Genomic DNA, 22631 nt, shown 5'->3' with positions numbered 1-22631 from the left:
CCTAGAATTTCATCGGATAAACCAGGGGTTTTATCCAATGTCCATTCTAAGGGGTGCACTCCAGGGTATAGTTCTGTCTTCTTATTTCTATCGGCTTGTAATTGGTTATTGTTCGTCTATTTAACTAAATTGCCTCTTGTTCATTGAACTGACTATTATGCAAATCCGCATAGAACCCTTGTCGTTCCAGCAGCGACTCGTGAGTACCCTGCTCTACAATTTCCCCATTGCTCATCACAAGGATTAGATCGGCATCGCGAATTGTTGAAAGCCTGTGTGCGATGACGAAGCTTGTTCTCCCCGCCATCATTTCCTTCATCGCTCTCTGGATATTCATTTCGGTACGCGTATCGACGCTGCTTGTCGCCTCGTCCAGAATGAGGATGGCCGGATCAGCAAGTATCGCTCGAGCTATCGTCAGCAGCTGTTTCTGCCCTTGCGAGAGATTAGAAGCCCCTATACCCAACATCGTATCGTAGCCGTTCGGCAGCTTTCGGATGAAATCGTCAGCATAAGCGCTTCGAGCAGCTCGGATGATATCCTCTTCCGATGCATGCTCACGTCCGTACGCAATATTGTCCCGAATCGTGCCGTTAAATAACCAAGTATCTTGGATCACCATTGCGTATTGTCTTCGGACTTGATCTCGGCTCAGATTCTTGTATTCATTCTCGCCGAGAAGAATGCTTCCCTCATCCGCCTCATAAAACCGCATTAACAGATTAATCAACGTGCTCTTGCCGGCTCCCGTCGGACCTACAATGGCAACGGTTTGTCCTTCCTTAACATGCAGATTAAATCCGCGAATGACAGGCTTCTCGGTCTCGTAGCCGAAGCTGACACTACAGAAGGTTACGCTCCCGTCCAACTTGCGAATTTGCGCGGTCGATGTTGAGAGTTGATCTTCTATTTTTTCATCTAGGATGCTGAATACCCTCTCTGCCGAAGCGAGCGCGGTCTGGACCAAATTCATCATGCCAGCCGCTTGCATCAATGGATAATTGATTTGCTGCATATATTGAATGAAGGCCTGCACGTAACCGATTTGGAAATTGCCGTTCAGCACCAGAACTCCTCCGACAATTGCTACACACACATAGCCGATATTGCCGACAAACATCATCAAGGGCATCATAATGCCGGATATAAACTGCGCCATCCTTCCCGCTTCGTAAAGTTTCTGGTTCTTTCGTTCAAAGACTTGTATCGCATGCTCTTCATACCCATAGGTTTTGACAACCTCGAAACCACCGAACATCTCATTGACATGACCATTCACTTGTCCTAATTCAGCCTGTTGACAAGCAAAATAGGTCTTGGATCTGCCCGCCATCCATCTCACCATAAACGCGCTTAGAGGCCATGTTATTCCGACGATAATCGTAAGCATTGGACTGATATACAGCATCATGGCAATAATCCCAACGACGGTTAAAATCGAGTTCATCATTTGCGAAATTACTTGCTGCAATGAGGTGTTGATGCTGTCGATATCGTTTATTGTCCTGCTCAATAGAACGCCTTGCGAATTTCGATCGAAATAACGAAGCGGCAAACGGGAGAACTTATCCGTCACCTGCTCGCGCATGGAAGCGGTTATTCGTTGAGAGATGCCTGCTAACACATATTGCTGTAGAAAAGAGAATAGAGAAGATGCCATATAAAGCGCTGCCATTCCGACCAGCCAGGCTCCCAGCCTCCTGAAGTCGACCTCTGTGCCATTCCGATAGCTATCGAACAACATATTCGTCGCATCCCCAAGCAGCTTAGGACTAATGATGCTGAACAATGTGCTGATAAGTGCTGCGAATCCGATTAACAGCAATTTGCCGCGATAGGGTTTCAGATAGCCGGCTAGCCGCCGCAAGGCAGCCCCATTCGTCTTACTCATGCACCAACCTCCTCCTTCGCGAGCTGGGAAGCGACGATTTCCTGATAAATGCCGTTAGAGACGAGCAGTTCGCTATGCGTCCCGATTCCAACGATCTCCCCTTCATGCAATACGATGATCTGATCGGCGTCTTGCACCGTACTTATCCGCTGCGCGACAATCAAGATAGTCGCGTTCCGAGTCATCTGCTTCAATCTTGCTCTCAGCTGGGCGTCCGTCTTATAATCCAATGCCGAGAAGCTATCGTCGAACAAAAATATAGACGGCTTTCTGGCTAAGGCTCTAGCAATTGAAAGCCGCTGCTTCTGTCCGCCCGAGAAATTCGAGCCGCCCTGTGCAACTTCAGCTTCCATTGCTCCGTCTTTCGATTGAACAAAATCAAGAGCCATTGCAGTCTGCAGCACTTCTTCCATCTGCACCGGTTCCAGCATTGGCTGACCGAACGTAACGTTATCAGCGATCGTTCCTCGGAATAGATGGGCTTGCTGAGTGACGTATCCGATGCAGGATCTGAGCGAGCGTTGAGAGAACTCACGAATGTCCGTGCCATCGATTAGGATCGATCCCTCGTCAACTTCATACAGACGTGCAATTAATTGAAGCAGCGTCGTCTTACCCGAGCCTGTGCTGCCAATAATGGCCGTCGTTTCTCCAGGTTTCGCTTCAAAGGAGATCGAGCGAAGAGCAGGATTCGCGGCATCCGTATAGCGAAAAGAAACTTCTTTGAATTCAATATGTCCTTTTCTATCCGCTCCAAGCTGCTCGTTCCCTGCATCAATGATTGCAGGCTCAAGTCTCAGCACTTCGGCAATCCTCCTTGCGGAGGCTTGTGCTCTAGGAATCATCACGAATGTCAAGGACATCATGATTAACGATACCAATATCATCATTGCATATTGCAAGAAAGCCATTAGATTGCCGACTTGCATTTGTCCTGCATTGATTCGGATACCGGCAAACCAAATGATCGTGATGTTCGTCATGCTCATGACGATATTGATGGTCGGAAACAGAAAAGCAGTAATTTTGTTAACTCTAATGCCTAAATCGCGGTAATCCTGATTCGCCTCAAGAAAACGCTGTTTGTCATGAGCCTCTCGACCAAAAGCTCGGATGACGCGTATACCGCTTAAAGATTCACGAACGATAAGATTTAATCGATCGGTTTGCTTCTGAATTAATCCGTATAGAGGCACAGCTCTCCGCATGATCAAGAAGATTGTACCCGCTAGAATCGGGATAACAGCCAGAAAAATGATTGAAAGCGCCGAATCCCGATAGACAGCTAATAGGATACCGCCTAACAGCATGATCGGTGCACGGGTCATGATTCCGAAGAGCGCATTGATAAAGTCTTGAACCTGCCGGATATCATTCGTCGTTCGAGTCATGAGGGAGTCCGTTCCGAATCGTTCGAACTGTTCTAACGAGAACTTCTGAACATGGACGAACAAGCTGTACCTCAAATCTTTGCCGAAGCCATGCGCAACGCTGGAGGAGAGGAAGTTTACACCCACTGACAGCCCAACTGCGAAGACAGAACATACCAACATCCAGCCGCCGATACGCAGGACATCATCCAAATCTTCATTCACAATGCCGATATCGACCATATTAGCCATTAATGTAGGCAGATATAATTCGAGCATGATGCCTGAGAGCATAAGCAGCAGAAACAGACCAATCGATAATCGATAGGGCTTCAAATAGTAAAAAAGAGAGCTCATGAACGTTCACTCCTCTTAACGAAAATGCGATCAACCATATACTCGCTTCATTATTCATTTCTCCTATTGTAGATCTGCTCGCAGAGGACCACTAACACTTTCACGACTGAATGGATGCCGCAATCCCGACTTCTTTGCACGCAAAAAGGGTTAACCTGCTGTCCGGTTAACCCTTACTGTTAAGCTGTAGCTTTCTTGTTCAAAGACAGGCAGCAATTTCGCTTAAGTGGTAATATTATCCCTATTTCTCGAGACAATATGAAGCGCCGTGTTCATGCCAGCGTCGGCGCCAGTCCTATTATAGCCTGCTTGCGTATAATGGAACGGATCCTTCATTAACCCCGCTGCTGCCATTTCTGCAAATTTACTCGAGACAAGAATCGCCGTCTCGTATGTATCGCATAGCTCGGTTTGCGCTTGCATGATCGGCTGATAAAGTCGCGCATCGTCTCGATGGTTCCCGATTCGAACGACGTAGCAGCGTTCGATGCCCGCTTCTGCCATGCCATTAATCATCGCCTTCAGACGGGCCGTATAATCTGCCCTCGTCATCCCATTATCGCCGTCCGTCTCGCCTTGACACCAAACCATGAATTTATTCTTAATCGTATATCCGTTTGCTGTGAGCCAAGACATGGCCTCTTGAAACCGAGCAATTGCATCGTTCAGAAACGCCACTCCGGGCTGCCATAAGTTGATCGACGTTCCGCCTTTGGAACAGGATACCCCAACGATCGGGCGGCCCGCGATGGAGTAATACGCTATGGCGAAGGAAGAGATCATCGATCCCGTCTTTGTAGATTCGAAGACTCCGCTTATCTCATTGTTCTCGTTCACTCCGAATGGTTCTGTAATAGGGTAAAGCCTAGTCGGGTCAGAAATCGCCCTGAACTCGAAACCATAGCCGCTTGGTACACTCGGAGCATCCGCAGCAGTCCCCCTGCCAGCCATATTGGATTGCCCCATGAACATGACTAGATCAACGTCTTTAGACTCGCTCTTTCCTGCTATCATCGATCGTTCCATTTTGTATAATCGCCTCTCTTCTCCAGGAGAACATCTATGAAATTACATCAGTTTCGCAGTCTCGTCAACGAAACCGTTCATTTAATTCTACCAAGTTTTCGTTGTTATCAAAGAAAAAAGATACAGCCTCCTCAACTGTCTTGAGTGGCTGTACCTCGTGAACTATTCAGTCGTCCCCGTTTAAAAAATATGAACGAGCCGTAATCATGCGCCATACCATCTGTAGCCCGAAACTAATTCGCGTTCAATGCTCGTCGGGTAATACCAGAAGCTATCTCCGACCGAGAGCCTAACGAATGATATTTGAAATAAGCAAGGTTCTGGTTGTACGAATGCAGGTGGACGAGGTGGCGGAGGAGGTATCAACAATGACATATGCTTTCACTCCTTCCATTAGGCTTCAACCAATAGATTTGAGCTGCGACTACCTCTAATTCGTATCTTTCCCGTCATTCGGCTTCATACTGTCCGGCAAGGGCAGAAGATCGAGCGTCCGATCGACGTGCGGTTTGAAATCCTTCGTTCGAATAATGACGGCTCCTTTGGAGGCGAGCAGCCGCCGATCGGAAACTTTCCAAGTATGCGATTTTCGATTCGAGCGGCGATTCTGGGCGAAGTTATAGGAGGAAGCCGTGTATACTTTAAGGCCTCGTAGCAGGCATGCTCGCACGAATCGCGCATCGGATCCCGCAACCACCTTGGTCGAGAAGGCAACTTTCTTGAACACCCTCTTGCGAAACATGATGGTAGGGCCCGCAATTCTCCTGCTCCGACCGTAAGGCTGGGCGGTCCGTCTGCGAAGCAGCAGTAAGGAACGATGCGGGAAAAAGAAATAAGTCGTATTTTTGCCGACGACATCAGCTTTCTTCTTGGCAAACACAAGCATGGATTCATCTAGATATTGGGGCGAATAGTAGTCGTCGTCATCGAATTTGGCAATATAGCCATATCGGGCTCGGGCAACTGCATAATTCAGGCATGCGCCAAGATTTTTACGCCCATTCACGCGAAAGACACGGACGTTGTCATGTTGCCGTGCAAGCTCCTTATATGGACGCATAGCGATGCCGTTATTATTAATGATGATGATGAGCTCTTTGACTGGCCATTCCTGGCGACTGTAATTGTCGAACACATTGTTCATTAGCCCTTTTCGAATCGTCGAGGTAATGATCGTTACGCCTGCTTGAGTATTCGCAGACATCCTGCATGCCCCCTAGAGAAAGGTTAGAACTAGTTTACATAACGGCTGAAATTTTTCGTTTTGCGAACGAGCTTGCATTGCGACATGTAGAGGCGCGTCGATTTCTTCTGTGTATGGCTTTTGTTGTTGGCTCGTCGGATGCAGACATAATGCCGCTTGGACATGGAATAGATGCGAATGTTTCTGCGGAAACAGCGCCCTAACCAGCCTGAATCGGTGCCAGACTTTTTGAACTCGGGGAAAGGGACACGATTCCAGACCGATTTGCGGAATACGAGCGTGCCTCCCTTGATGCTGCGCGTGTATTTGCGTTCGCCGCCGCGGCGGAACACCATCAGCGCCCGCTTCGCTTCGAAGTAGAGGAAGGCGGTACGTTTGCCGACGATAGGCGCTTTGCCGTTCTTGATTGCGCGAGCGGCTTCCCTCAGATACTTAGGGCCGTAATAATCGTCGTCGTCAAATTTAGCGATAAGGCCGTCATCTGCTAAGTTGATCGCGTAATTCAGACATTTGCCGAGTTTGTATTTCTGAGGAAGCTGGAATACGCGGACTTCCCCCTCCGGGTATTGACTTGCCCGCTGTTGATAAGCCTCGATGTCCATTTTGTCGTTGTTCAGGACGATGATCATTCGTTTATCCTTCCAGAGCTGCCGGTCGTAATTATTGAAGAGGTTATCCATGTACTTGGTTCTCATCGTACAGGCGATCACGGTGATCATCTTAGCCTTCATCTCCATCTGGCGTAGGTTGAAGCTTGGCTTTGCGCCTGTTCCATAATGTATTTTTCCTGATTTTGTACAAGTTGTTGTCGAGAACCTTCCGGTACAGCTTCAAGAAGGAGTCCGTCATGATGATATCGGAATAGCGGGTTCTGGCATAACGCCGCAGCCTTCTCGCTGCGGGCAGTCGCTTGCGGTTCTTGACCTTCGCCGCCATGCCGGAGGTCGTTCGGCATAACAGCTGCGGCATCCCCCGAAGCACCTCGGCGACGCCGCCTTTCCGAAAGCCGAGCACGGGCGTGCCGCTTGCCATCGCTTCGACGAGGACAAGACCGAAAGGTTCATCCCAAGTGGAAGTGAACAGGACGCAGCTCGCATTAGCGAGCAATTCGCGTTTACGATCGCCGCCGACAGTGCCGACATAGCGGATTTTTTTGCCTAGATGCGGCTTGATTTTTGCGTTGTAATAGTTCTTGTCGTTCAACGTCCCTGCGATGATGAGCCGCTTGCCCGTTTTCTTGGCGACCTTGATAGCCAGGTGAACCCCCTTCTCCTTGATCAATCTCCCCAAGAAGAGCATGTAATCCTGTTTGTTAGTCCTGAACGTGTAATCGTCCATACGTATACCGTTATATACCGCGTAACCTCTTCGTTTGCCGTATTTGCGCAGGATGAATTTGCTGACGTAAACCGGAATCTGAACTCGGCTCTTAATCCCTTTGGAATGGGATTGACAGATCGTCGGAATCGGCGGATTCGCTTTCGCGACGATACCATAGTGATCATGAATAATATCTACATCCGGCGGAAGGTTTTTAATAATGAAATCAAGCTGTTCCTTCGGATCATTGGATTCGTATTCAAACGTACGGGTCGCGTTCGAGGTCGAACCCTTCTTAGCGAACAGAAATACTTCATGCCCCCGTTTGACCAACTCTTCTGTCAGATAGTGAACGTCGCGCTGCGTGCCCCCGTAATCCTTAGGCGGGACAGGAATCGTATTCGTCGAAATTTGAGCAATTCTCAACTTTCCTTCAGCTCCTTAAGTCCTTAACGTCCATAGGCATTCTGTGTAGGATATGAGCGGACTTCCGTGCAGGTCACGGCGCATTCATCTAATTCAGAGGAATTAATGGCGGTTTTATTGACTTCGCTTAGCATAAGGCCTATACCAAGCGATTGCCGTTTTCATAGGATACAAGCAGTAGATTAAGAGGGGAGTGAGGCTATTGAAAGGATTGATACTCTGTGCGGGCAAAGGAAGTCGTTTATACCCGTTCACCTACAATCGGCCGAAAACACTCATACCTGTCGCGAATACGCCCCTGCTGCAATTAGCGATAGTGAAATTAATGGAGCTCGACATAGAGGAGATTGGCATTGTCATTCATCCCTCCCAAGAAATCAGCATCCGCGAGCAATTCGGAGAGGGAGAAGCGCTGGGCATATCGATCTCATACATCTATCAGCGCGAGGCGCTAGGAATTGCGCACGCGGTCAAGCAAGCGCAAGATTTCATTTCTGACGAGCCGTTTCTGCTGCTTCTAGGAGATAACTTGATTTCCGCCTCGTTATCCGCGTTGAAGAATGACATCGAGCTTGGCGTTGTACAAGCATCCCTGTTGCTTGCCGAAGTAGAGGTTGCGCAAGATTACGGCATCGCGGAGATTCAAGACGAGCGAATCGTCGGCATCGAAGAGAAGCCGGTCTATCCCAAGTCTAATATGGCGGTGCTAGGCGCATATGCGTTCACGAAGGACATTTTTGTCGCGATTGACGAGATTCTACCTTCCAAGCGGGGGGAATATGAAATCACGGATGCGATACAACGGTTGACCGATCAACAGAAAGTCGTCTCGTATCATATTACGGATCAGTTGAATATTGACGTAGGCACGATGGACAGGTGGCTGAAAGCCAATCAACAATTACTCAGCGCGGACGTATCCAAAAAACGGATTCATGATTCCGTCAGAATGGAGAACTGCACGATCGTGGAGCCGGTGTCGATCGAGAAGGATTGCGTGCTGAAGGATTGCCGTATCGGCCCTTACGTTTCGATAGGCGAAGGTTCTAATTTGGAAAATTGCCATATCGAGAACAGCATCATTTTAAACGGAGTCCATTCCAAAGACCTTCCCTTCCTGTTGAAAAATGTCATCATCGGCGAGCATTCTGTTATCACCGGCGTACAGACCGACGAAGGAGCGGACATGCCTTGAACATCTTAATTATTGGTACGGGCTACGTAGGTGCCACGACCGCCATGGTTTTCGCAGAATCGGGCTGGCAAGTCACTGGCCTCGATGTCGATGCACGTAAAATCGAGCAACTGAAGCAGGGACGACTGCACTTCCACGAGCCCGGACTCGAAGCGTTGATAGACAAGCATGTGCGAAGCGGCCGTTTGCTCTTTACGACAGATAAAGAGTCAGCAATCGCGGGGCATGACGTCATTTTTATTTGCGTTGGAACGCCTTCGCGCCCGGACGGGAGCGCTGACCTGCGCTATATTCAACAAGTGGCTGAGGATATCGGCTGCTCGATGAACGGCTATAAGCTCGTCGTCACCAAAAGCACCGTCCCCGTGGGCACGCAAGAGCAGGTCACGACATGGATCAGAGCCGCTCAGCGGCAGCCCCATCCTTTCGATGTGGCTTCGAATCCTGAATTTCTTCGAGAAGGCAAGGCTGTGGAAGACGCTTTGCACCCGGATCGTATCGTCATCGGCACCGATAGCGCAAAGGCAAAGGAGCAGCTGCTAACGCTCTACCAGTCGTTTCAATGCCCTAGGATCGTCACCACCTCTAGAACCGCGGAGTTAATCAAGTACGCGTCCAATGCCTTTCTCGCCACGAAAATCTCGTATATGAACGAGCTTGCCAAACTGTGCGATGTCGTAAATGTCAACGTCAATGAGGTGGCCCAAGGAATGGGACTTGATCCGCGAATCGGTCCAAGCTTCCTTCAAGCCGGACTGGGATACGGAGGCTCCTGTTTCCCCAAAGATGTTTCAGAGCTAGTTATGACCGCAAAGGAACAAGAAGTGCATCTTCGTATTTTGGAACAAGTCATGGAAGTCAATGCCACGCAATATGCTTATTTGCTCGACAAGGCCAGGACGCGCTTGGGCGACTTTGCGAATAAGAACATCGCGATTCTGGGGCTTGCGTTCAAGCCGGATACGGACGACATTCGAGAAGCGCCAGCTCTACGAATGATCCATGATCTGCTGCTCGAACAGGCCAACGTAAAGTTGTTTGATCCCGTTGCAACATTGCCGGCTCAACCTTCTTATGAAGCAGTGACGGTTTGTTCCTTGGCGGAAGAAGCATTGCACGACGCGGATGCCGTCATCTTGTGTACGGAATGGACAGCGTTTGGACAGCTGGATTGGACGAACCTGAAGAGTCTGCTCAGGCAGCTTAATTTCTTTGATGGGCGCAATATGATGGATGCTCAGGTGATGCGGGGACTCGGTTTTTATTACCGAGGCATTGGCAATGAGCATTAAGAATTTCTAGCTCGACAGACAGAACTTTATTTTTCCTCAGGCTTCTCTGCGGGGAAAAGTAAAGTTCTTTGTCATGCATGCTGGGCCCCACAGCAATAGAATAGGTTGCCTAACAATCAACCGCCTTGGGTCATGCTGCAAATTTAAATAAATGCGCCGTGCCCTGTACAGCAGTCTATTCATATCCTACATACAAGTTCGGTATGGAGATGAGACTAAGATGATCACCGTGATCGCCTGTACGATGAGACCCTCGTGCATGGATAACCTATTCGACAATTACGATCGACAGCTCTGGAAGGATAAACGAATGATCATCGTCTTGAACAATGACAAAATGGACATCAACGCCTATCAAGAGCGCGCAAATCAATATCCGGAAAACGAAGTCCGCGTATTTCAGCTTCCCCAGAAATATAAACTCGGTAGTTGTCTGAACTACGCCATAAAGTTAGCAGAAGACGGCCTCATCGCCAAGTTTGACGACGACGATTACTACGGACCTAAGTTTCTAAGGGAAGCCGCCCGCGCAATCAAAAGAGGCAAAGCGCATATCGTCGGCAAACATACCGCCTTTCTTTATTTCGAGGAAAAGCAGGCGCTGATGGTGTTCCGCCGCGGAGGCGAACGCAAATACAAGCGCAACGTCAAAGGCGGTACGCTTGTATTTCGCAAATCGGTATGGCGCCGGGTCAGATTTGCGACTAATCGGAAGGCCGGCTCGGATGCCCGCTGGCTATCGAATTGCATTCGACGAGGCTTTCGCATCTATTCCGTCTCCAAACGGCATTATGTCTGCATCCGCAGCAAAGACTGGAACCGCCACACGCAGAAAAAAAGCACGCGTCGTTATATGCGGCATTGCAAGCTTGTACGCCGGACGAAGGATTTCACCCGCTACGTCAATTAATATCGACCGGCTCTTACAAGCGGATCAACCCAGTACCGATCCGGTACTGGGTTGATTTTTTCAACAAAACAGTTTTTAAGATTTCAATTGGAACTGATAGGTTCAGGCTTCCGACTTCGGATACAAATCGGCATATCGCATGATTTTTTTGAATACGGACTTATTGGGATGCTTGCGGAAGATATACGGATCCGGACTTGTATTCACTTCTAATATCCATGGCCGGAGCGACTGATCAAGCGCGACATCGATTCCTATCACATAGACGCCTGGGAATGCTTTCTGCATGGCTTTGCCAGCCTTCTCTCCCAGTTTCGAAAGGGATTTCAATTGACTTTCAACATCGCCTGTGTGACGAGCCAACAACCGATTTGCAGTGAGAATTTTACCGCCGCTGTGATAGTTCGTCACGATTTTATTCTTAGCGGCCACCCTTCCGATGATGCCTGTCGTCTCCCATCGACGATTAGGCGCATATTGTGTCATCACTCGAAGATCGAACCTTTTTCCTTTATGCTTAAGCAAATGAATGCCTTCCTGAACGAGATATTTTTTCTTGTTGGTGTTCTTTAGAATGGAAGCGTACATGTCTCCGAAATTCTTAAAGGTACGGACTTGTTCTTCGACTTGGAACTGATACCCCGATTCTGTGCGTTCGACACGCATAACGCCGATTCCGTACGTCCCAACGACAGGCTTGATATACACCATACCGTATTTTTTTAATAAGGTTCTAAGCGATATTTTGCTCATTGCAACCGTCTCAGGTACAAAATCCGATAAAAAATGATCCTTTAAGAGCGCAGCGGTTTTCTTCCATTTGCTGCTGACATGACGAGGCAAGCTCATCTTCCCTCCTTATTTTTCATGCTATACATCTTTATCAGTTTCTTCGCCGTTAGCGACCAAGCGAACCGCTGCTTTGCATCATTCCTTGCTTGAACGGCTAACTGCTTGTGCAAACCGTCGTCTTGTGCCATTTTTATCAAATACTCAGCGAACCGGCTTGGCTTATGGTACTCTCCCACCAAGTATCCATTTCGTCCATGCTCAACAATTTCGGGAATACCGCCAATATCCGAAGCAATGACCGGCAATCCGCACGCCATCGCTTCAACGTTGACAAGCCCGAACGCTTCATGCTGCTGAGAAGGACAGACAAAACAATCGCCTGAGCGATAAAACGCCGGCATTTGCGAGCGAGACAAGTTCCCTTTGAACTGTACCGGAACATGGAGTTCGCGAGCGATTCGTCGCAGATGCACACCGTATGCGGGTTTTTGTGATCCGCCAGCGATGGACAGCCGCAGTCCAGGCACCTCTTTTCTTGCTATTCTGAAAGCCTTGAGCAGAACGGGTATTCCTTTCCTCGGGATAAGCCTGCCTGCGAATAGAATATGAAACGGTCCCTCTTTTCTTCTGCTATTCGGATGAAATTTAGAAATGTCCACTCCCAGGTGTACATACTTCATTTTGTGGCGATGGGCAGGAAATCGTGTCGCTAACGTTTCTTCGAGTGAACGGCTATTGCCGACGATTAAATCCGCGTAACGGAATGCCGAGTTAGCAGCGCGCCAAGTTGTCATTGGAGAAGAGACGAATGTCATAGAGTGCATGAAGACGGAGATCGGAATTCCAGGAAAGGCGCGGCGAACCGAACGAGCGAAGTTTGGACGATTATCAATTTGGATAAAATCATAACTTCCTGCAAGTTTCGCTCTCCTAATTGCATGACTAAGGTAAGCTTGTTTCGTACTGCCAGTCACTCGTAGAATGGTTATATTGCCCGTTTCCATCTTCCGAGGAAGCCCTTTTCTCCATTTGCTGATAATTGTGACTCGATGCGAGTCAGGCATATGTTTAGCAATCTGGTAGATGCAGTTCTCCACCGACCCTCCCCTCTTCGGGGGGACAGGGATCTGTTCCGGGGCAAAAATTAACAGTCTCATTGGAGGCTCCCTTCTTGCCCGTTTTAGTTATTACAGTATTCGCTTCTAGTCAGCGCGTTGTTAGGCATCTATAGCTGGGATCAACAATTAGGGCATGCAGGGACAGTGTGGAGGGATTAAACTCAAAAACCTCTGACCATGATGGTCAGAGGTTTTTGAGTTTAATTCGGTTTATGGCTTATGGCTTATGGCCTATGTTTTATGGCGTCGCGCCCCAGACGACCGTGCCGCTTTGGAGAATCGTAACTTTGCTCCAGTCGGCGAATGCCGTCTTCGTTCCGTCGAACGAGTAGTCGTTCGATTCATTGAAGTTCGACCAATCAGACTTCGCGACGCGGATCTGAATATCGCCCGTCTGTCCGCCAGCCGCGATCGAACCGGCATTGGCGCCGAACGAAATTTCCAGATACGTATCAGCGTTCGTGCCCGTCGCGCTAGCGAATGCGCCGCTCACATTGGAAGTGCCGATCTGAGCGTAATCGGCGTAGAAATTGAGCGAGGCGCTGCTATCCTTTGTAAAATAGTACCGCAGCTTCAAGCCGCTCAAGCTGACAGCGCTCGTGCCCGTATTCTTAATGTTGAACGTAGCGTAGATTTGGTTGTCCGTCGCGTTGCTGTTATTCACTTTGTACTGAGCAACGAGCGTTCCGGTCGTGCCTGTTCCGCCGCCCGTGCTGCCAGACGCAGGCGTCGCGCTTACCTGTGCCGAGTTGGCGCTCGTGCCTGCGCTATTCGCAGCGCTGACGACGTAATAGTATGTCGTGCCGTTCGTCAAGCCCGTGTTCGTGTAGCTCGTCGTAGTGACATTCGTCGCTACGTTCGTATACGTACCGCCGCTCGTTGTTGCCCGTTTGACCGTATAGCTCGTCGCGCCGCTCGAAGCGGCCCAGCTGAGCGATACTTGCGCGTTGCCAGCCGTTGCCGTCAAGCCCGCAGGCGCTGCCGGAGCCGTTGGCGTCGTCGTGCTGCCGCTCAGGTATTGCTTCAGCCACGTCAGAGCTGGACGTTCCGTGCCGTCGGAGTGAACCAGATACGAATCCGACGTCCAAGTTTGGCCTTCCGTGTATCCCCAGAGCGTTATCCCTTTAATGTTCGGATTTTCCCATAGAACAGGGAATTTCTCTTTATAACGCGCCAGCTGCGTTGCGTCGTCTCCGGTAAGGTCCAGTTCGGAAATGTAGATCGGCAGACCCGTCGCGGTCAGCGTGCTCAGCACGCTGTTCATCGTGCTGACCGACACATCGTTCAAGTTGAAATAATGGCCTTGAAGACCGATTCCGTCGACCAACCCGCGGGATTTGAGCAAATTGATAATGGTGACATAATTGGCGGCCTGAGTCGGATCGTTAAGGATGCCGTATTCGTTGATCAATAACTTCGAATTCGGAAATGCTGTACGCGCTTGCTCGAAAGACCAAATGACCCAGTCCCAGCCCGTCGTTCCGTCGCCGCCGATTGCGTTACGGAAGCTAGGCTTCGCATGAAGCGGTTCGTTCACGACGTCAACGAATTCCGCACCGCTGTAATGCGTTCCTGCCGCTTTGATCCACTCCGTCACTTCCGCTTTCTGATCGGCAGCCGACAAGCTTGAGATCCAACTCGGCTCTTGGCTTCCCCAGACGAGCGTATGGAATTTGAACGGCATGCCGTTTGTTTTCGCATAATTATAAGCCGTGTCCCCCTGCGACCAGTTCATCGTGTTGCGGGCGCTCTCAACGGAGCCCCATTTCGTCGCGTTCTCCGGCGTGATCTGATTCCAATACGTGCTGAAATTAGATGGGACGCTGCTTGCGATGACATTGCCGAGGAATTTGGAGCCAGACGCGAGGCTGGCATTCGCTTTCTGCGCTGACGTCACAAACAGGAACGAGGATACTACCATCGTGAGCGTAAGCATCAAATTCAATGACTTTGATTTAGCCGATAACATTAATTGTCGCCTCCTATTAATGGGTAATTATTTTACTCACAATTATGCCTGATCTGTAGGCGCGCAAGATGCCGTCATCCAGTCGCACAGTCTCTGGCAATCATCCCCTTCCAATATTTGATAACGCTTACAAGTTTAATTATAAGAGGGTCAATAAAGAACATATAGTTAACAAAATTTAGAATTTCACCTAAAAACTATAGATTCGGCGAAGTGTACCTTCTCCAGCCTTGGACGCGCTATGAAACGACGCCCAGGCTCGCCTTCCGTTTGGGCTTAGGTGTTATTATAGTTCGGCAGTTAATAGATGCCATTCATACGATTACAAATTGATTCCAAATACAACCGATATAGCAAAAGGGCTCTCGCCGAAAGGTTATCCAAACCTTGGCAACAGCCCTTTATGGTCTTACATTGGGAGACCGAGATTTTGCAGCCGAACCGTCCCGCGTCGACTTCCTTCTCGTACCCTCTTTATCCGTTCCATTCGGTCATGCTATTCCCTGCTGAAGCCGCCGCAAGATTCCCGGAAGATGAACGGCGTCTCGAACACGACGGTTTTCGGTTTCGTTTGGGGATCAAGAATTCGTCCCATTGCCAAGCGGATACACGCGGCTGCCATCTCTTCAACGGGCAGCTTGACCGACGAAAGCGACGGAACGCTGTATTTCTCGGCATCATGGTCGCCGTACGTCAAGATCTCCATAGCGTCGGGAATGGAGATATTGGCGCGATGGAACACAGGAAGGGCTGCGACAGCCATGATTCCCAACGGGAAGAACAAGCCTGTCGGCAGTTCGCCGCCTCCCTCTATCAGCCTCCTGGCTGCCGCATTCCCGCCTTCCATCGTCATCGGAGCAGCCTGGATATGCCTCTCCTCCAGCTCGAGTCCGTATTTGGCGCACGACTCGACAAACCCTCGGAAGCGCAAATTGTTCTCCGACCTCACGAGATGGTCAGGCACAATCGTGCCAACCTTCTTATGACCGCGGCTCGCAAACAATTCAGCCGATTTGCGGCCGATCTCATACGTATCGACATGGACGCAGCTGTAGGTACTGCTCTTGCGATTGAACAGCACGGTAGGAACGCTTAGCGGATTGTCTTCCAAATAGCGTTGGTCCTCAGCGGAGATGCCCGTAAGAATCACGCCATGATACATGCCGCTATCGCAAATTTCCTTTATTCTATGGATGTTATTACGCTTGAAAGGTTGGATCGTCATCTCGAACGCATACTCTTGTTCCAAAATCGAACTCTGAGCTCCCGTGAAAAAACGCCCCAACAAGTCGGAAGAAAGGTCCGACGGCCAGAACGTCGCGATGACCGGAAGATTCTGAACACCAGATTGTCTCAAACGTCTTGCCGATATATTAGGTACATAACCGATTCCTTGCGCAGCCTCCAGAATCCGCTGCTGCGTTTTTTTTGAGATGCGCATTTCGTCACCGCGACCGTTGAGCACGATCGAAATCGTTCCTACGGAAAGCTTCGTTTTCTCGGCGATTTCTTTAATCGTAGACATACGCATCCGTCCATTCCCTATTCTTAATACTCCATTAATACGGAAAAGCACAGGAAAAGTCAATCCTAGCATCTATGGTTGCCGGCTTGAATATGTCGCCTCTATTGACTTTAGTCATCATTCCCCTTACCATCTTAGTTGCAAATTGCTAAAACGATATTGCAACTTCGTCTTATATCCCTCAGGAGGTCAGAGCATGACGACACCTCTCATACGTGCTATTGATAAGCCGTTAGCAGGCACGAGAATTTGGACGGCGGATTTTATTAAACTGACGATCGTGACAACATTGCTTCGAATCTGTACGCAAGTTCAGATAACTTCGATGCCACTGTTCTTCCTTCACTTGGGAGGCAGCAATGCGCTGGCCGGGCTGTCTATGACCTTTTTTACGTTGGCAGCGCTGTTGACGCGACCGTTTATCGGCATAACACTCGATGCATATGGACGAAAGCCCATCCTATTATGGGGAGTTATCGTTTATACGATATCGACTGTATTATACGGCTTTGTCGCCTTTATACCTGCGCTAATCTTCCTGCGCATCTTACACGGCATATCGTTCTCCGCAAGTTCGACAGCGACCAGTACGATGGTCTCAGACGTCTTGCCAGAAGACAAAATGACCGTGGGCATCTCTTATTTCGGACTCTTCGGAACACTGGCCGTGGCGATTGCGCCGCCTGCCACACTATACCTATTGGAGGTTTCCGATTATTCCGTACTCTATTACTTGACTGGAGTCGTCTCGCTGATCGCCCTCCTGATCAGCGTGCGAATTGAATCCGATAAGAACATGCGCCGCAAGGAATTGGAAGCGCACATTATGCAGCCCCCGTCGAAGCGGCAATCGCCGGACACGGCAAGACACTGGTATAAACTCGTGGAACCTCGAGCTGTCCCTCCTTCGGTAATCGTTCTGTTTGTATCATTGGCAACGAGTGCAGTCATGGTATTCCTCCCGTCATTCGCAATCGGCAGCGGCATACGCCATATTGGTGTCTTTTTCGTCGTTCAAGCCGCTGCACTGGCGCTTTCTCGCTTCATCGTCGGTCCGTGGACCGCAAGGATGGGTCATCGCTTCGTCATTTCCGTCAATCTCCTTGGCCTTGGGATTGCGCTGGCGGGAATCAGTTTTTCAAGTACATTGTGGGAATTGATCATTGGGGCCGTCTTGTTCGGCTTCACGAGCGGATGTCTGATCCCTCAGCTCAATGCGATGGCCGTTACCAACACGGATCCAGCAAACCGCGGGAAGGCGAACGCCACATTCTATCTTGCAATGGACTTCGGGATTGGCGCAGGAGCCTCGGGATGGGGGGTATTGTCCGACTTATTCGAGATGCGGTGGATCTTCCTGTTTGCCGGATCCCTCATGATTGCAGCTTTGTCGGCGTTCGCTTATATGGAAAGATCGCGGCGAACGGATCCGGGCATTAAGATTTAAGGTTTAGGCAATGCCATCTGCGACCTCGGATTTTATATTGACATATTGAACAAGTGGCGTTAAGATTCACGCGTAAGCTCATTTTTGCTAAAACGAAATTGCAATGTAACGAATTGTTGAAAGGGTGTGATCGTAAGGGATCTTGAGAGGCAGCTAGAGCGACTCGGAAGAAGAAACACGTACTCCGCATAGAAATAGGAGGAGATTATTGTGAAGACGAGGAAGAAGTTACTGCTGCAGCCCATTATGATGATTCTAGCAATTGTATCTTTGTTATCTGTAAGTTTTATTGGTCCATCGACCGATGTCTACGCTGCTGCTGCCAAAGGCAAACCTGCATTTAAGCAGAAAGGCGCCCTCTCACTGTCTGTCGGCGAATCCTTCGCATTGGAGATCGTCAACAAGCCTTCCGGTGCAAGTTATTCTTGGAGCAGCGACAAGAAATCAGTGGCAGCCGTGGATCAGAACGGACTCGTTAAAGCATCTTCGGTCGGTTCTGCAACCATTACTTGCAAAATAACGGTTAACCATAAAACGGATATTCTCGCCGTGAAAGTCACAGTCAAGGAGGCCCATGTGAACCAATCAACGGAACCAGTACAAGTACCTGTCGACAAGAACGGATTTGATTCCAGCGGTAGAATGGTTGCTTATTTCGGATCGCCAGTCATAGACGGCAATACGGATCCCGTGTGGAATAAAGCGCAAGCGGTTTCACCTAAATATGTATCAAGCAATATCGACACATCCGCAACGTTTAAGGCATTATGGGATGATCGCGCGCTCTACATTCTTGCAGAGGTTAAAGATCGAAACTTATCCGTACAATCCGGAACGCCGTACATGCAAGATTCCATGGAGTTATTTCTTGATGAGAACAATAACAAGTCGCAGGAATACGGCGCAGACGATATGCATTTTCGTGTGAATTACGAGAATGTGCTGTCCGTGGACAACGGAAATGCTGAGCGATTCTACACAACTGCTAGAAAAACGAAAGACGGATATATCATTGAAGCAAGAATCGCTTTGAATACGAAACCGGACAACGGAAAGCTGCTTGGCATCGAGTTGCAGGTGAACGACGCGAAGGGATCGGAGCGAGTCGGCACCATCAACGTATTCGATTCGACCGGCAGCGCCTGGAACGATACGACGAAGTTCGGCGAAATCTTGCTTGCCGGCAAGACCAAAGGCGATGTCAGCGGACTGAACGCCTACGATCTCATCAATTTGATCAAAAGCACGTTGAAGCTCGATCTCAAGCTTTATAAAAATGCAAGTATCGTTACAGATGCGATTAGCACAGCTTTCGCAGAAAATGTTCTCCAAGACCGGAAAGTGACCCAAGAGCAAATCGATCGTCAATATGCCGCTATCAAGGATGCGGTCAGCAAGCTGGAAATGACGGATGAAGCGGCGAACGAGAAATATTTCAAGCCGGTTCCGGATGAATATCGCATGGAAAGCGGCAAATCGGGGACGATTGAAAGTTTATCGTACAAATCTGCTAACTTAAACGGCGGTATGGACGACAAGAAACTAAATGTTTATCTTCCGAACGGTTATGACGCTTCCAATCCAAATCAGAAGTACAATGTCCTCTATTTGATGCATGGCGGAGGCGAGAATGAGAATCTCCTCTTCGGCGGGCCTGGCCAGAGCAAAGAATTGAAGAAGATACTCGACAACATGATTGCGAATGGAGACATTGAACCGCTAATCGTAGTGACGCCAACGTTCTACGGAGGCAAGAATGATGTCGCCCTCTTCCATGAGGAACTGATCAATACGGTTGTTCCGCTGGTGGAAACCAAGTACAATACCTATGCCGGGTCCGGAAGCTTGGACGATTTGAAAGCCTCCCGAGCGCATCGGGCATTCGGCGGGTTCTCCATGGGTTCGGTCACGACGTGGTATACCTTTATCCATGCTCTGGACTATTTCAAGTACTATTTGCCGTTAAGCGGGGATAGCTGGGTCCTCGAGCAGAGAGGCGGCGGCCTTCAGCCGAAGGAAACGGCGGAATATCTGGCCAACGTTGCAAGAGCGTCCGGGTATAAACCGCAAGATTACTACATTTTCAGCGCCACGGGCACGCAGGATATTGCATATCCGAACCTGAAGCCTCAGATCGACGCGATGAAGCAGTTAACCGATGTCTTCGTCTATTCATCGGATACGAAGAAAGGGAACTTCTACTTTATCGCCGCCGATGGCGGCACCCATGCTTGGAATTGGGTGAACCAGTATATTTACGACATCTTGCCGGATCTCTTTGATAACTAAAGAGCTGGTACCGTTTTCTAGTACGATATATAGGTAGACTGGTTTTCTCGATAATAAATGATCATGATAATGGCCGAGCAGCTCACAGAGCCCTCGGCCATTCTTCACTTCTTCATCCTATAAAACTCATGATACAACGAAGCGCCCGCTTCTCTATCCTCGAAACATAGCTCCGAGAGATCCCCAGTTCCTTCGCGATCTCCCGCTGCGTCCGCTCTTCGGATCAATCCGATCGTTCCGATGAAGATTTGATCCTCCAGGTCCTCTCCCGTATTATCGAACTTTTTGACTGCAAGCTGAAGAAGCTGAGCCGCAAGCTCGAATCCAATCCCGGTCGTTCAGCCCGTAATCAGTGTTGTGTTGGCATCCATTCTCTTGCTGTTAACCCTCTCTCTATCGGAAATAAGTATCATTATCCGTTCTATGCCATCGTACAACAAGTTTCTATCAAAAAATATGCCTAATCTCATGCGGCTGCGGATGCAAGCCGGGAGGACCGTACATATTTTAATAGATATCAGTCTCATCGTCTATCAGCTTTGGTTGATATTCAATTGAGCAGGGAGGGATTCGCTATGCCGACAATCATATCTCATTTCTATAATGAGCAGTATTTGCTTCCTTGGTGGCTCAAGCATCACACTCAAATATTCGAGCACGGCATTCTCATTAATCGAGGCTCGACGGACAAATCCGTTGCGATATGCAAGAAGTTCGCGCCGCATTGGGAAGTTCGGAATTCAACATGCCCCGAGTTCGATGCACTCGAGGTCGATCGTGAAGTGATGAGGATTGAATCGGAAGTGCCCGGGTGGAAAATGGCACTGAATACGACCGAATTCCTCTGTATCCCCAGCAGAGATCATTTCTTCCATTCTCTCAATGTGCTGGGACACCACATGTATAACATTCGAAGCATCTTCTTGATTGATGATCCGAAGTTCGGTTATCGCGATCCGATCTATAACATTCCGCTTGTTAGGCAACGGCATCACGGCATATTTCCCGGTGTCGATCAACCCGTATACACGAGTGGAAGGTTCATTCATCGCTTCGAAAATGGCCAATATATGGCAGGAAGGCATCTCACGTATCATCCGTCAGTGCCGCATCCAGGACCAGCACTTATTCTCAAGTTCATGTTCAGTCCTTGGAACGATGCCATGCGGCGTAGAAAACTGCAGATCGGCCCGACCCTATCAGCCAACTCGATCCAACAGTCGATGGGCGTCCATCATCTCCTGTCTGCGGCTCAGTTGGAAGGCGCCTATAAGCATTATGCTGCTAGCACGGAGGATCTCCGTTATCATCCGGAATATCAGCGAGTATTCGGGGAGATGCAACCATGAAAGCAGTCATTCTCGCAGGGGGGTACGGGACACGAATCAGCGAGGAGACACATCTTAGGCCCAAGCCGATGATCGAAATCGGCGGCAAACCGATTCTATGGCATATTATGAAGATTTACTCCCATTACGGCATTAACGAGTTCATCATATGCCTTGGCTACAAGTCTCATGTCATCAAGGAATACTTTTACCATTACCTGCTGCACATGTCCGATGTAACGATAGATATGAGCAGCAATACGCGTGTCATCCATCACAACCATGCAGAGCCATGGAAGATCACCTTGATTGATACAGGCGAGGACACGATGACCGGCGGCCGATTAAAAAGGGTTCAACCTTACGTCGGCGATGAATCGTTCTGCTTCACGTATGGGGACGGGCTTAGTGATGTGGATATCGGCAAGCTGATCGACTATCACCGGGCGCATGGCAAGCTGGCGACATTGACTGCCGTTCAACCTCCGGGTCGATTCGGGACACTGCACATCCAGAAGGATCAAGTGATTTCCTTTACGGAGAAGCCGGACGAAGGTGGCAGCTGGATTAACGGCGGCTTCTTCATTCTGGAGCCTGGAGTCTTCCCGTTCATCGACGGCGACGCCAATGCGTGGGAGAAAGAGCCGATCCATCACCTCGTCAGCCGGAACGAATTGGCGGCCTATCGCCACCAAGGCTTCTGGCAGCCGATGGATACGCTGCGAGATCGAATGAAGCTCGAGGAATTATGGAAATCCAATATTGCCCCTTGGAAGGTATGGTAACATGCCAAGCCCAACCTTCTGGGCAGGCAAGAGAGCGTTCCTCACCGGGCATACCGGGTTCAAGGGCACATGGCTGACGTTATAGCTCCATTCGCTCGGTGCCGATGTCATCGGCTGTTCCTTGCCGCCGGCAACCGTGCCAAGCATGTTCCACATCACGGTAGCAGCGAACGGCTGCAAGAGTTACTTCGGCGATATTAATGATTCCCCACCTCTTGTCAGAAGCGCCGGCTGATTGATCCGTACAGTGCAAGCAAGGTTGCTCCGAGCTGGTCACGGAATCGTATCGCAGATCGTTCCATGAGCATGGCTTGAATAGCCACAAGCAGCCGGAATAGTCATATCCGCTTATACGCTTAGCCAGATCAAGCATTATCAAGACTTAGA

At 49.4% G+C, this 22631-nt stretch carries 18 protein-coding genes and 2 pseudogenes; 7 read left to right on the top strand and 13 right to left on the bottom strand.

Features of this window, described 5'->3' with window-relative positions; genetic code table 11:
* Positions 1-124 precede the first annotated feature (124 nt).
* From SBI19_RS21685 to SBI19_RS21660, 6 genes are all read right to left on the bottom strand, one after another.
* Positions 125-1891 (bottom strand): ABC transporter ATP-binding protein, encoded by a 1767-nt coding sequence (locus tag SBI19_RS21685; protein WP_317971608.1) that lies wholly within the window; start codon positions 1889-1891, stop codon positions 125-127.
* The gene (locus SBI19_RS21680; protein WP_317971607.1) at positions 1888-3618 is read right to left on the bottom strand and encodes an ABC transporter ATP-binding protein; all 1731 of its coding nucleotides are present in this window, start codon (positions 3616-3618) and stop codon (positions 1888-1890) included. Before SBI19_RS21680 ends, SBI19_RS21685 begins: the two co-directional genes overlap by 4 nt.
* Positions 3619-3840: 222 nt before the next feature.
* Positions 3841-4644, bottom strand: coding sequence for a sialate O-acetylesterase (locus tag SBI19_RS21675; RefSeq protein WP_317971606.1), 804 nt, complete (start codon positions 4642-4644; stop codon positions 3841-3843).
* 430 nt (positions 4645-5074) lie between these two features.
* Positions 5075-5848: a glycosyltransferase family 2 protein gene (locus SBI19_RS21670; RefSeq protein WP_317971605.1), complete on the bottom strand. Its 774-nt coding sequence runs from the start codon at positions 5846-5848 to the stop codon at positions 5075-5077.
* A 29-nt stretch (positions 5849-5877) separates the two neighbouring features.
* Positions 5878-6567 (bottom strand): glycosyltransferase, encoded by a 690-nt coding sequence (locus SBI19_RS21665; protein WP_317971604.1) that lies wholly within the window; start codon positions 6565-6567, stop codon positions 5878-5880.
* A gap of 1 nt (position 6568) precedes the next feature.
* Positions 6569-7594, bottom strand: coding sequence for a glycosyltransferase (locus tag SBI19_RS21660; protein WP_317971603.1), 1026 nt, complete (start codon positions 7592-7594; stop codon positions 6569-6571).
* Between the two features lie 202 nt (positions 7595-7796).
* Here SBI19_RS21660 and SBI19_RS21655 point away from each other — a divergent pair, with 202 nt between their 5' ends.
* The 3 genes from SBI19_RS21655 to SBI19_RS21645 all read left to right on the top strand — a co-directional run bounded on the left by SBI19_RS21655 (position 7797) and on the right by SBI19_RS21645 (position 10991).
* On the top strand, positions 7797-8789 hold the full coding sequence (locus tag SBI19_RS21655) for a sugar phosphate nucleotidyltransferase (protein WP_317971602.1): 993 nt from the start codon (positions 7797-7799) through the stop codon (positions 8787-8789).
* Positions 8786-10081 (top strand): UDP-glucose dehydrogenase family protein, encoded by a 1296-nt coding sequence (locus SBI19_RS21650; RefSeq protein WP_317971601.1) that lies wholly within the window; start codon positions 8786-8788, stop codon positions 10079-10081. Before SBI19_RS21655 ends, SBI19_RS21650 begins: the two co-directional genes overlap by 4 nt.
* Before the next feature lie 151 nt (positions 10082-10232).
* Complete coding sequence (locus tag SBI19_RS21645; RefSeq protein ID WP_317971600.1) at positions 10233-10991, top strand: glycosyltransferase; 759 nt, start codon at positions 10233-10235, stop codon at positions 10989-10991.
* A gap of 102 nt (positions 10992-11093) precedes the next feature.
* Here the strand turns inward: SBI19_RS21645 and SBI19_RS21640 are convergent, their stop codons facing one another.
* The 5 genes and pseudogenes from SBI19_RS21640 to SBI19_RS21625 form a co-directional block, all read right to left on the bottom strand.
* Positions 11094-11840, bottom strand: coding sequence for a YheC/YheD family protein (locus SBI19_RS21640; RefSeq protein ID WP_317971599.1), 747 nt, complete (start codon positions 11838-11840; stop codon positions 11094-11096).
* Positions 11837-12880, bottom strand: a complete 1044-nt coding sequence (locus SBI19_RS21635; RefSeq protein WP_317971598.1) for a glycosyltransferase family 4 protein — start codon at positions 12878-12880, stop codon at positions 11837-11839. Before SBI19_RS21635 ends, SBI19_RS21640 begins: the two co-directional genes overlap by 4 nt.
* Positions 12881-13139: 259 nt before the next feature.
* Positions 13140-13868 carry a cellulose binding domain-containing protein gene (locus SBI19_RS29685; protein WP_483312321.1) on the bottom strand — a complete coding sequence of 243 codons (729 nt, stop codon included), beginning with the start codon at positions 13866-13868 and terminating at the stop codon, positions 13140-13142.
* 45 nt (positions 13869-13913) lie between these two features.
* Positions 13914-14870 (bottom strand): annotated as a pseudogene (locus tag SBI19_RS29680) (endo-1,4-beta-xylanase); the annotation flags it as partial.
* A gap of 496 nt (positions 14871-15366) precedes the next feature.
* Positions 15367-16395 (bottom strand): LacI family DNA-binding transcriptional regulator, encoded by a 1029-nt coding sequence (locus SBI19_RS21625; RefSeq protein ID WP_317971596.1) that lies wholly within the window; start codon positions 16393-16395, stop codon positions 15367-15369.
* A gap of 196 nt (positions 16396-16591) precedes the next feature.
* Here SBI19_RS21625 and SBI19_RS21620 point away from each other — a divergent pair, with 196 nt between their 5' ends.
* Together SBI19_RS21620 and SBI19_RS21615 are read left to right on the top strand one after the other, a co-directional pair.
* Positions 16592-17842: an MFS transporter gene (locus SBI19_RS21620; protein WP_317971595.1), complete on the top strand. Its 1251-nt coding sequence runs from the start codon at positions 16592-16594 to the stop codon at positions 17840-17842.
* Positions 17843-18052: 210 nt separating this feature from the next.
* Positions 18053-20131: a sugar-binding protein gene (locus tag SBI19_RS21615; RefSeq protein ID WP_317971594.1), complete on the top strand. Its 2079-nt coding sequence runs from the start codon at positions 18053-18055 to the stop codon at positions 20129-20131.
* A gap of 104 nt (positions 20132-20235) precedes the next feature.
* On the opposite strand, the pseudogene SBI19_RS21610 reads toward SBI19_RS21615, so the two are convergent.
* Positions 20236-20351 (bottom strand): annotated as a pseudogene (locus SBI19_RS21610) (sigma factor-like helix-turn-helix DNA-binding protein); the annotation flags it as partial.
* A gap of 355 nt (positions 20352-20706) precedes the next feature.
* On the opposite strand from SBI19_RS21610, the gene SBI19_RS21605 reads away from it, so the two are divergent.
* Positions 20707-21480, top strand: coding sequence for a glycosyltransferase family 2 protein (locus SBI19_RS21605; RefSeq protein WP_317971593.1), 774 nt, complete (start codon positions 20707-20709; stop codon positions 21478-21480).
* On the top strand, positions 21477-22244 hold the full coding sequence (rfbF, locus tag SBI19_RS21600; RefSeq protein ID WP_317971592.1) for a glucose-1-phosphate cytidylyltransferase: 768 nt from the start codon (positions 21477-21479) through the stop codon (positions 22242-22244). Before SBI19_RS21605 ends, rfbF begins: the two co-directional genes overlap by 4 nt.
* 79 nt (positions 22245-22323) lie before the next feature.
* On the opposite strand, the gene SBI19_RS21595 is transcribed toward rfbF, so the two are convergent.
* Positions 22324-22497 carry a hypothetical protein gene (locus SBI19_RS21595; protein ID WP_317971591.1) on the bottom strand — a complete coding sequence of 58 codons (174 nt, stop codon included), beginning with the start codon at positions 22495-22497 and terminating at the stop codon, positions 22324-22326.
* Positions 22498-22631 lie beyond the last annotated feature (134 nt).

Origin of the sequence: Paenibacillus sp. CCS19, from assembly GCF_033239625.1 — a bacterium.
Taxonomy (GTDB): Bacteria; Bacillota; Bacilli; order Paenibacillales; family Paenibacillaceae; genus Paenibacillus_T.
The sequence above is the reverse complement of the archived record's forward strand: the minus strand, read 5'-3'. Positions and strand labels throughout refer to the sequence as shown.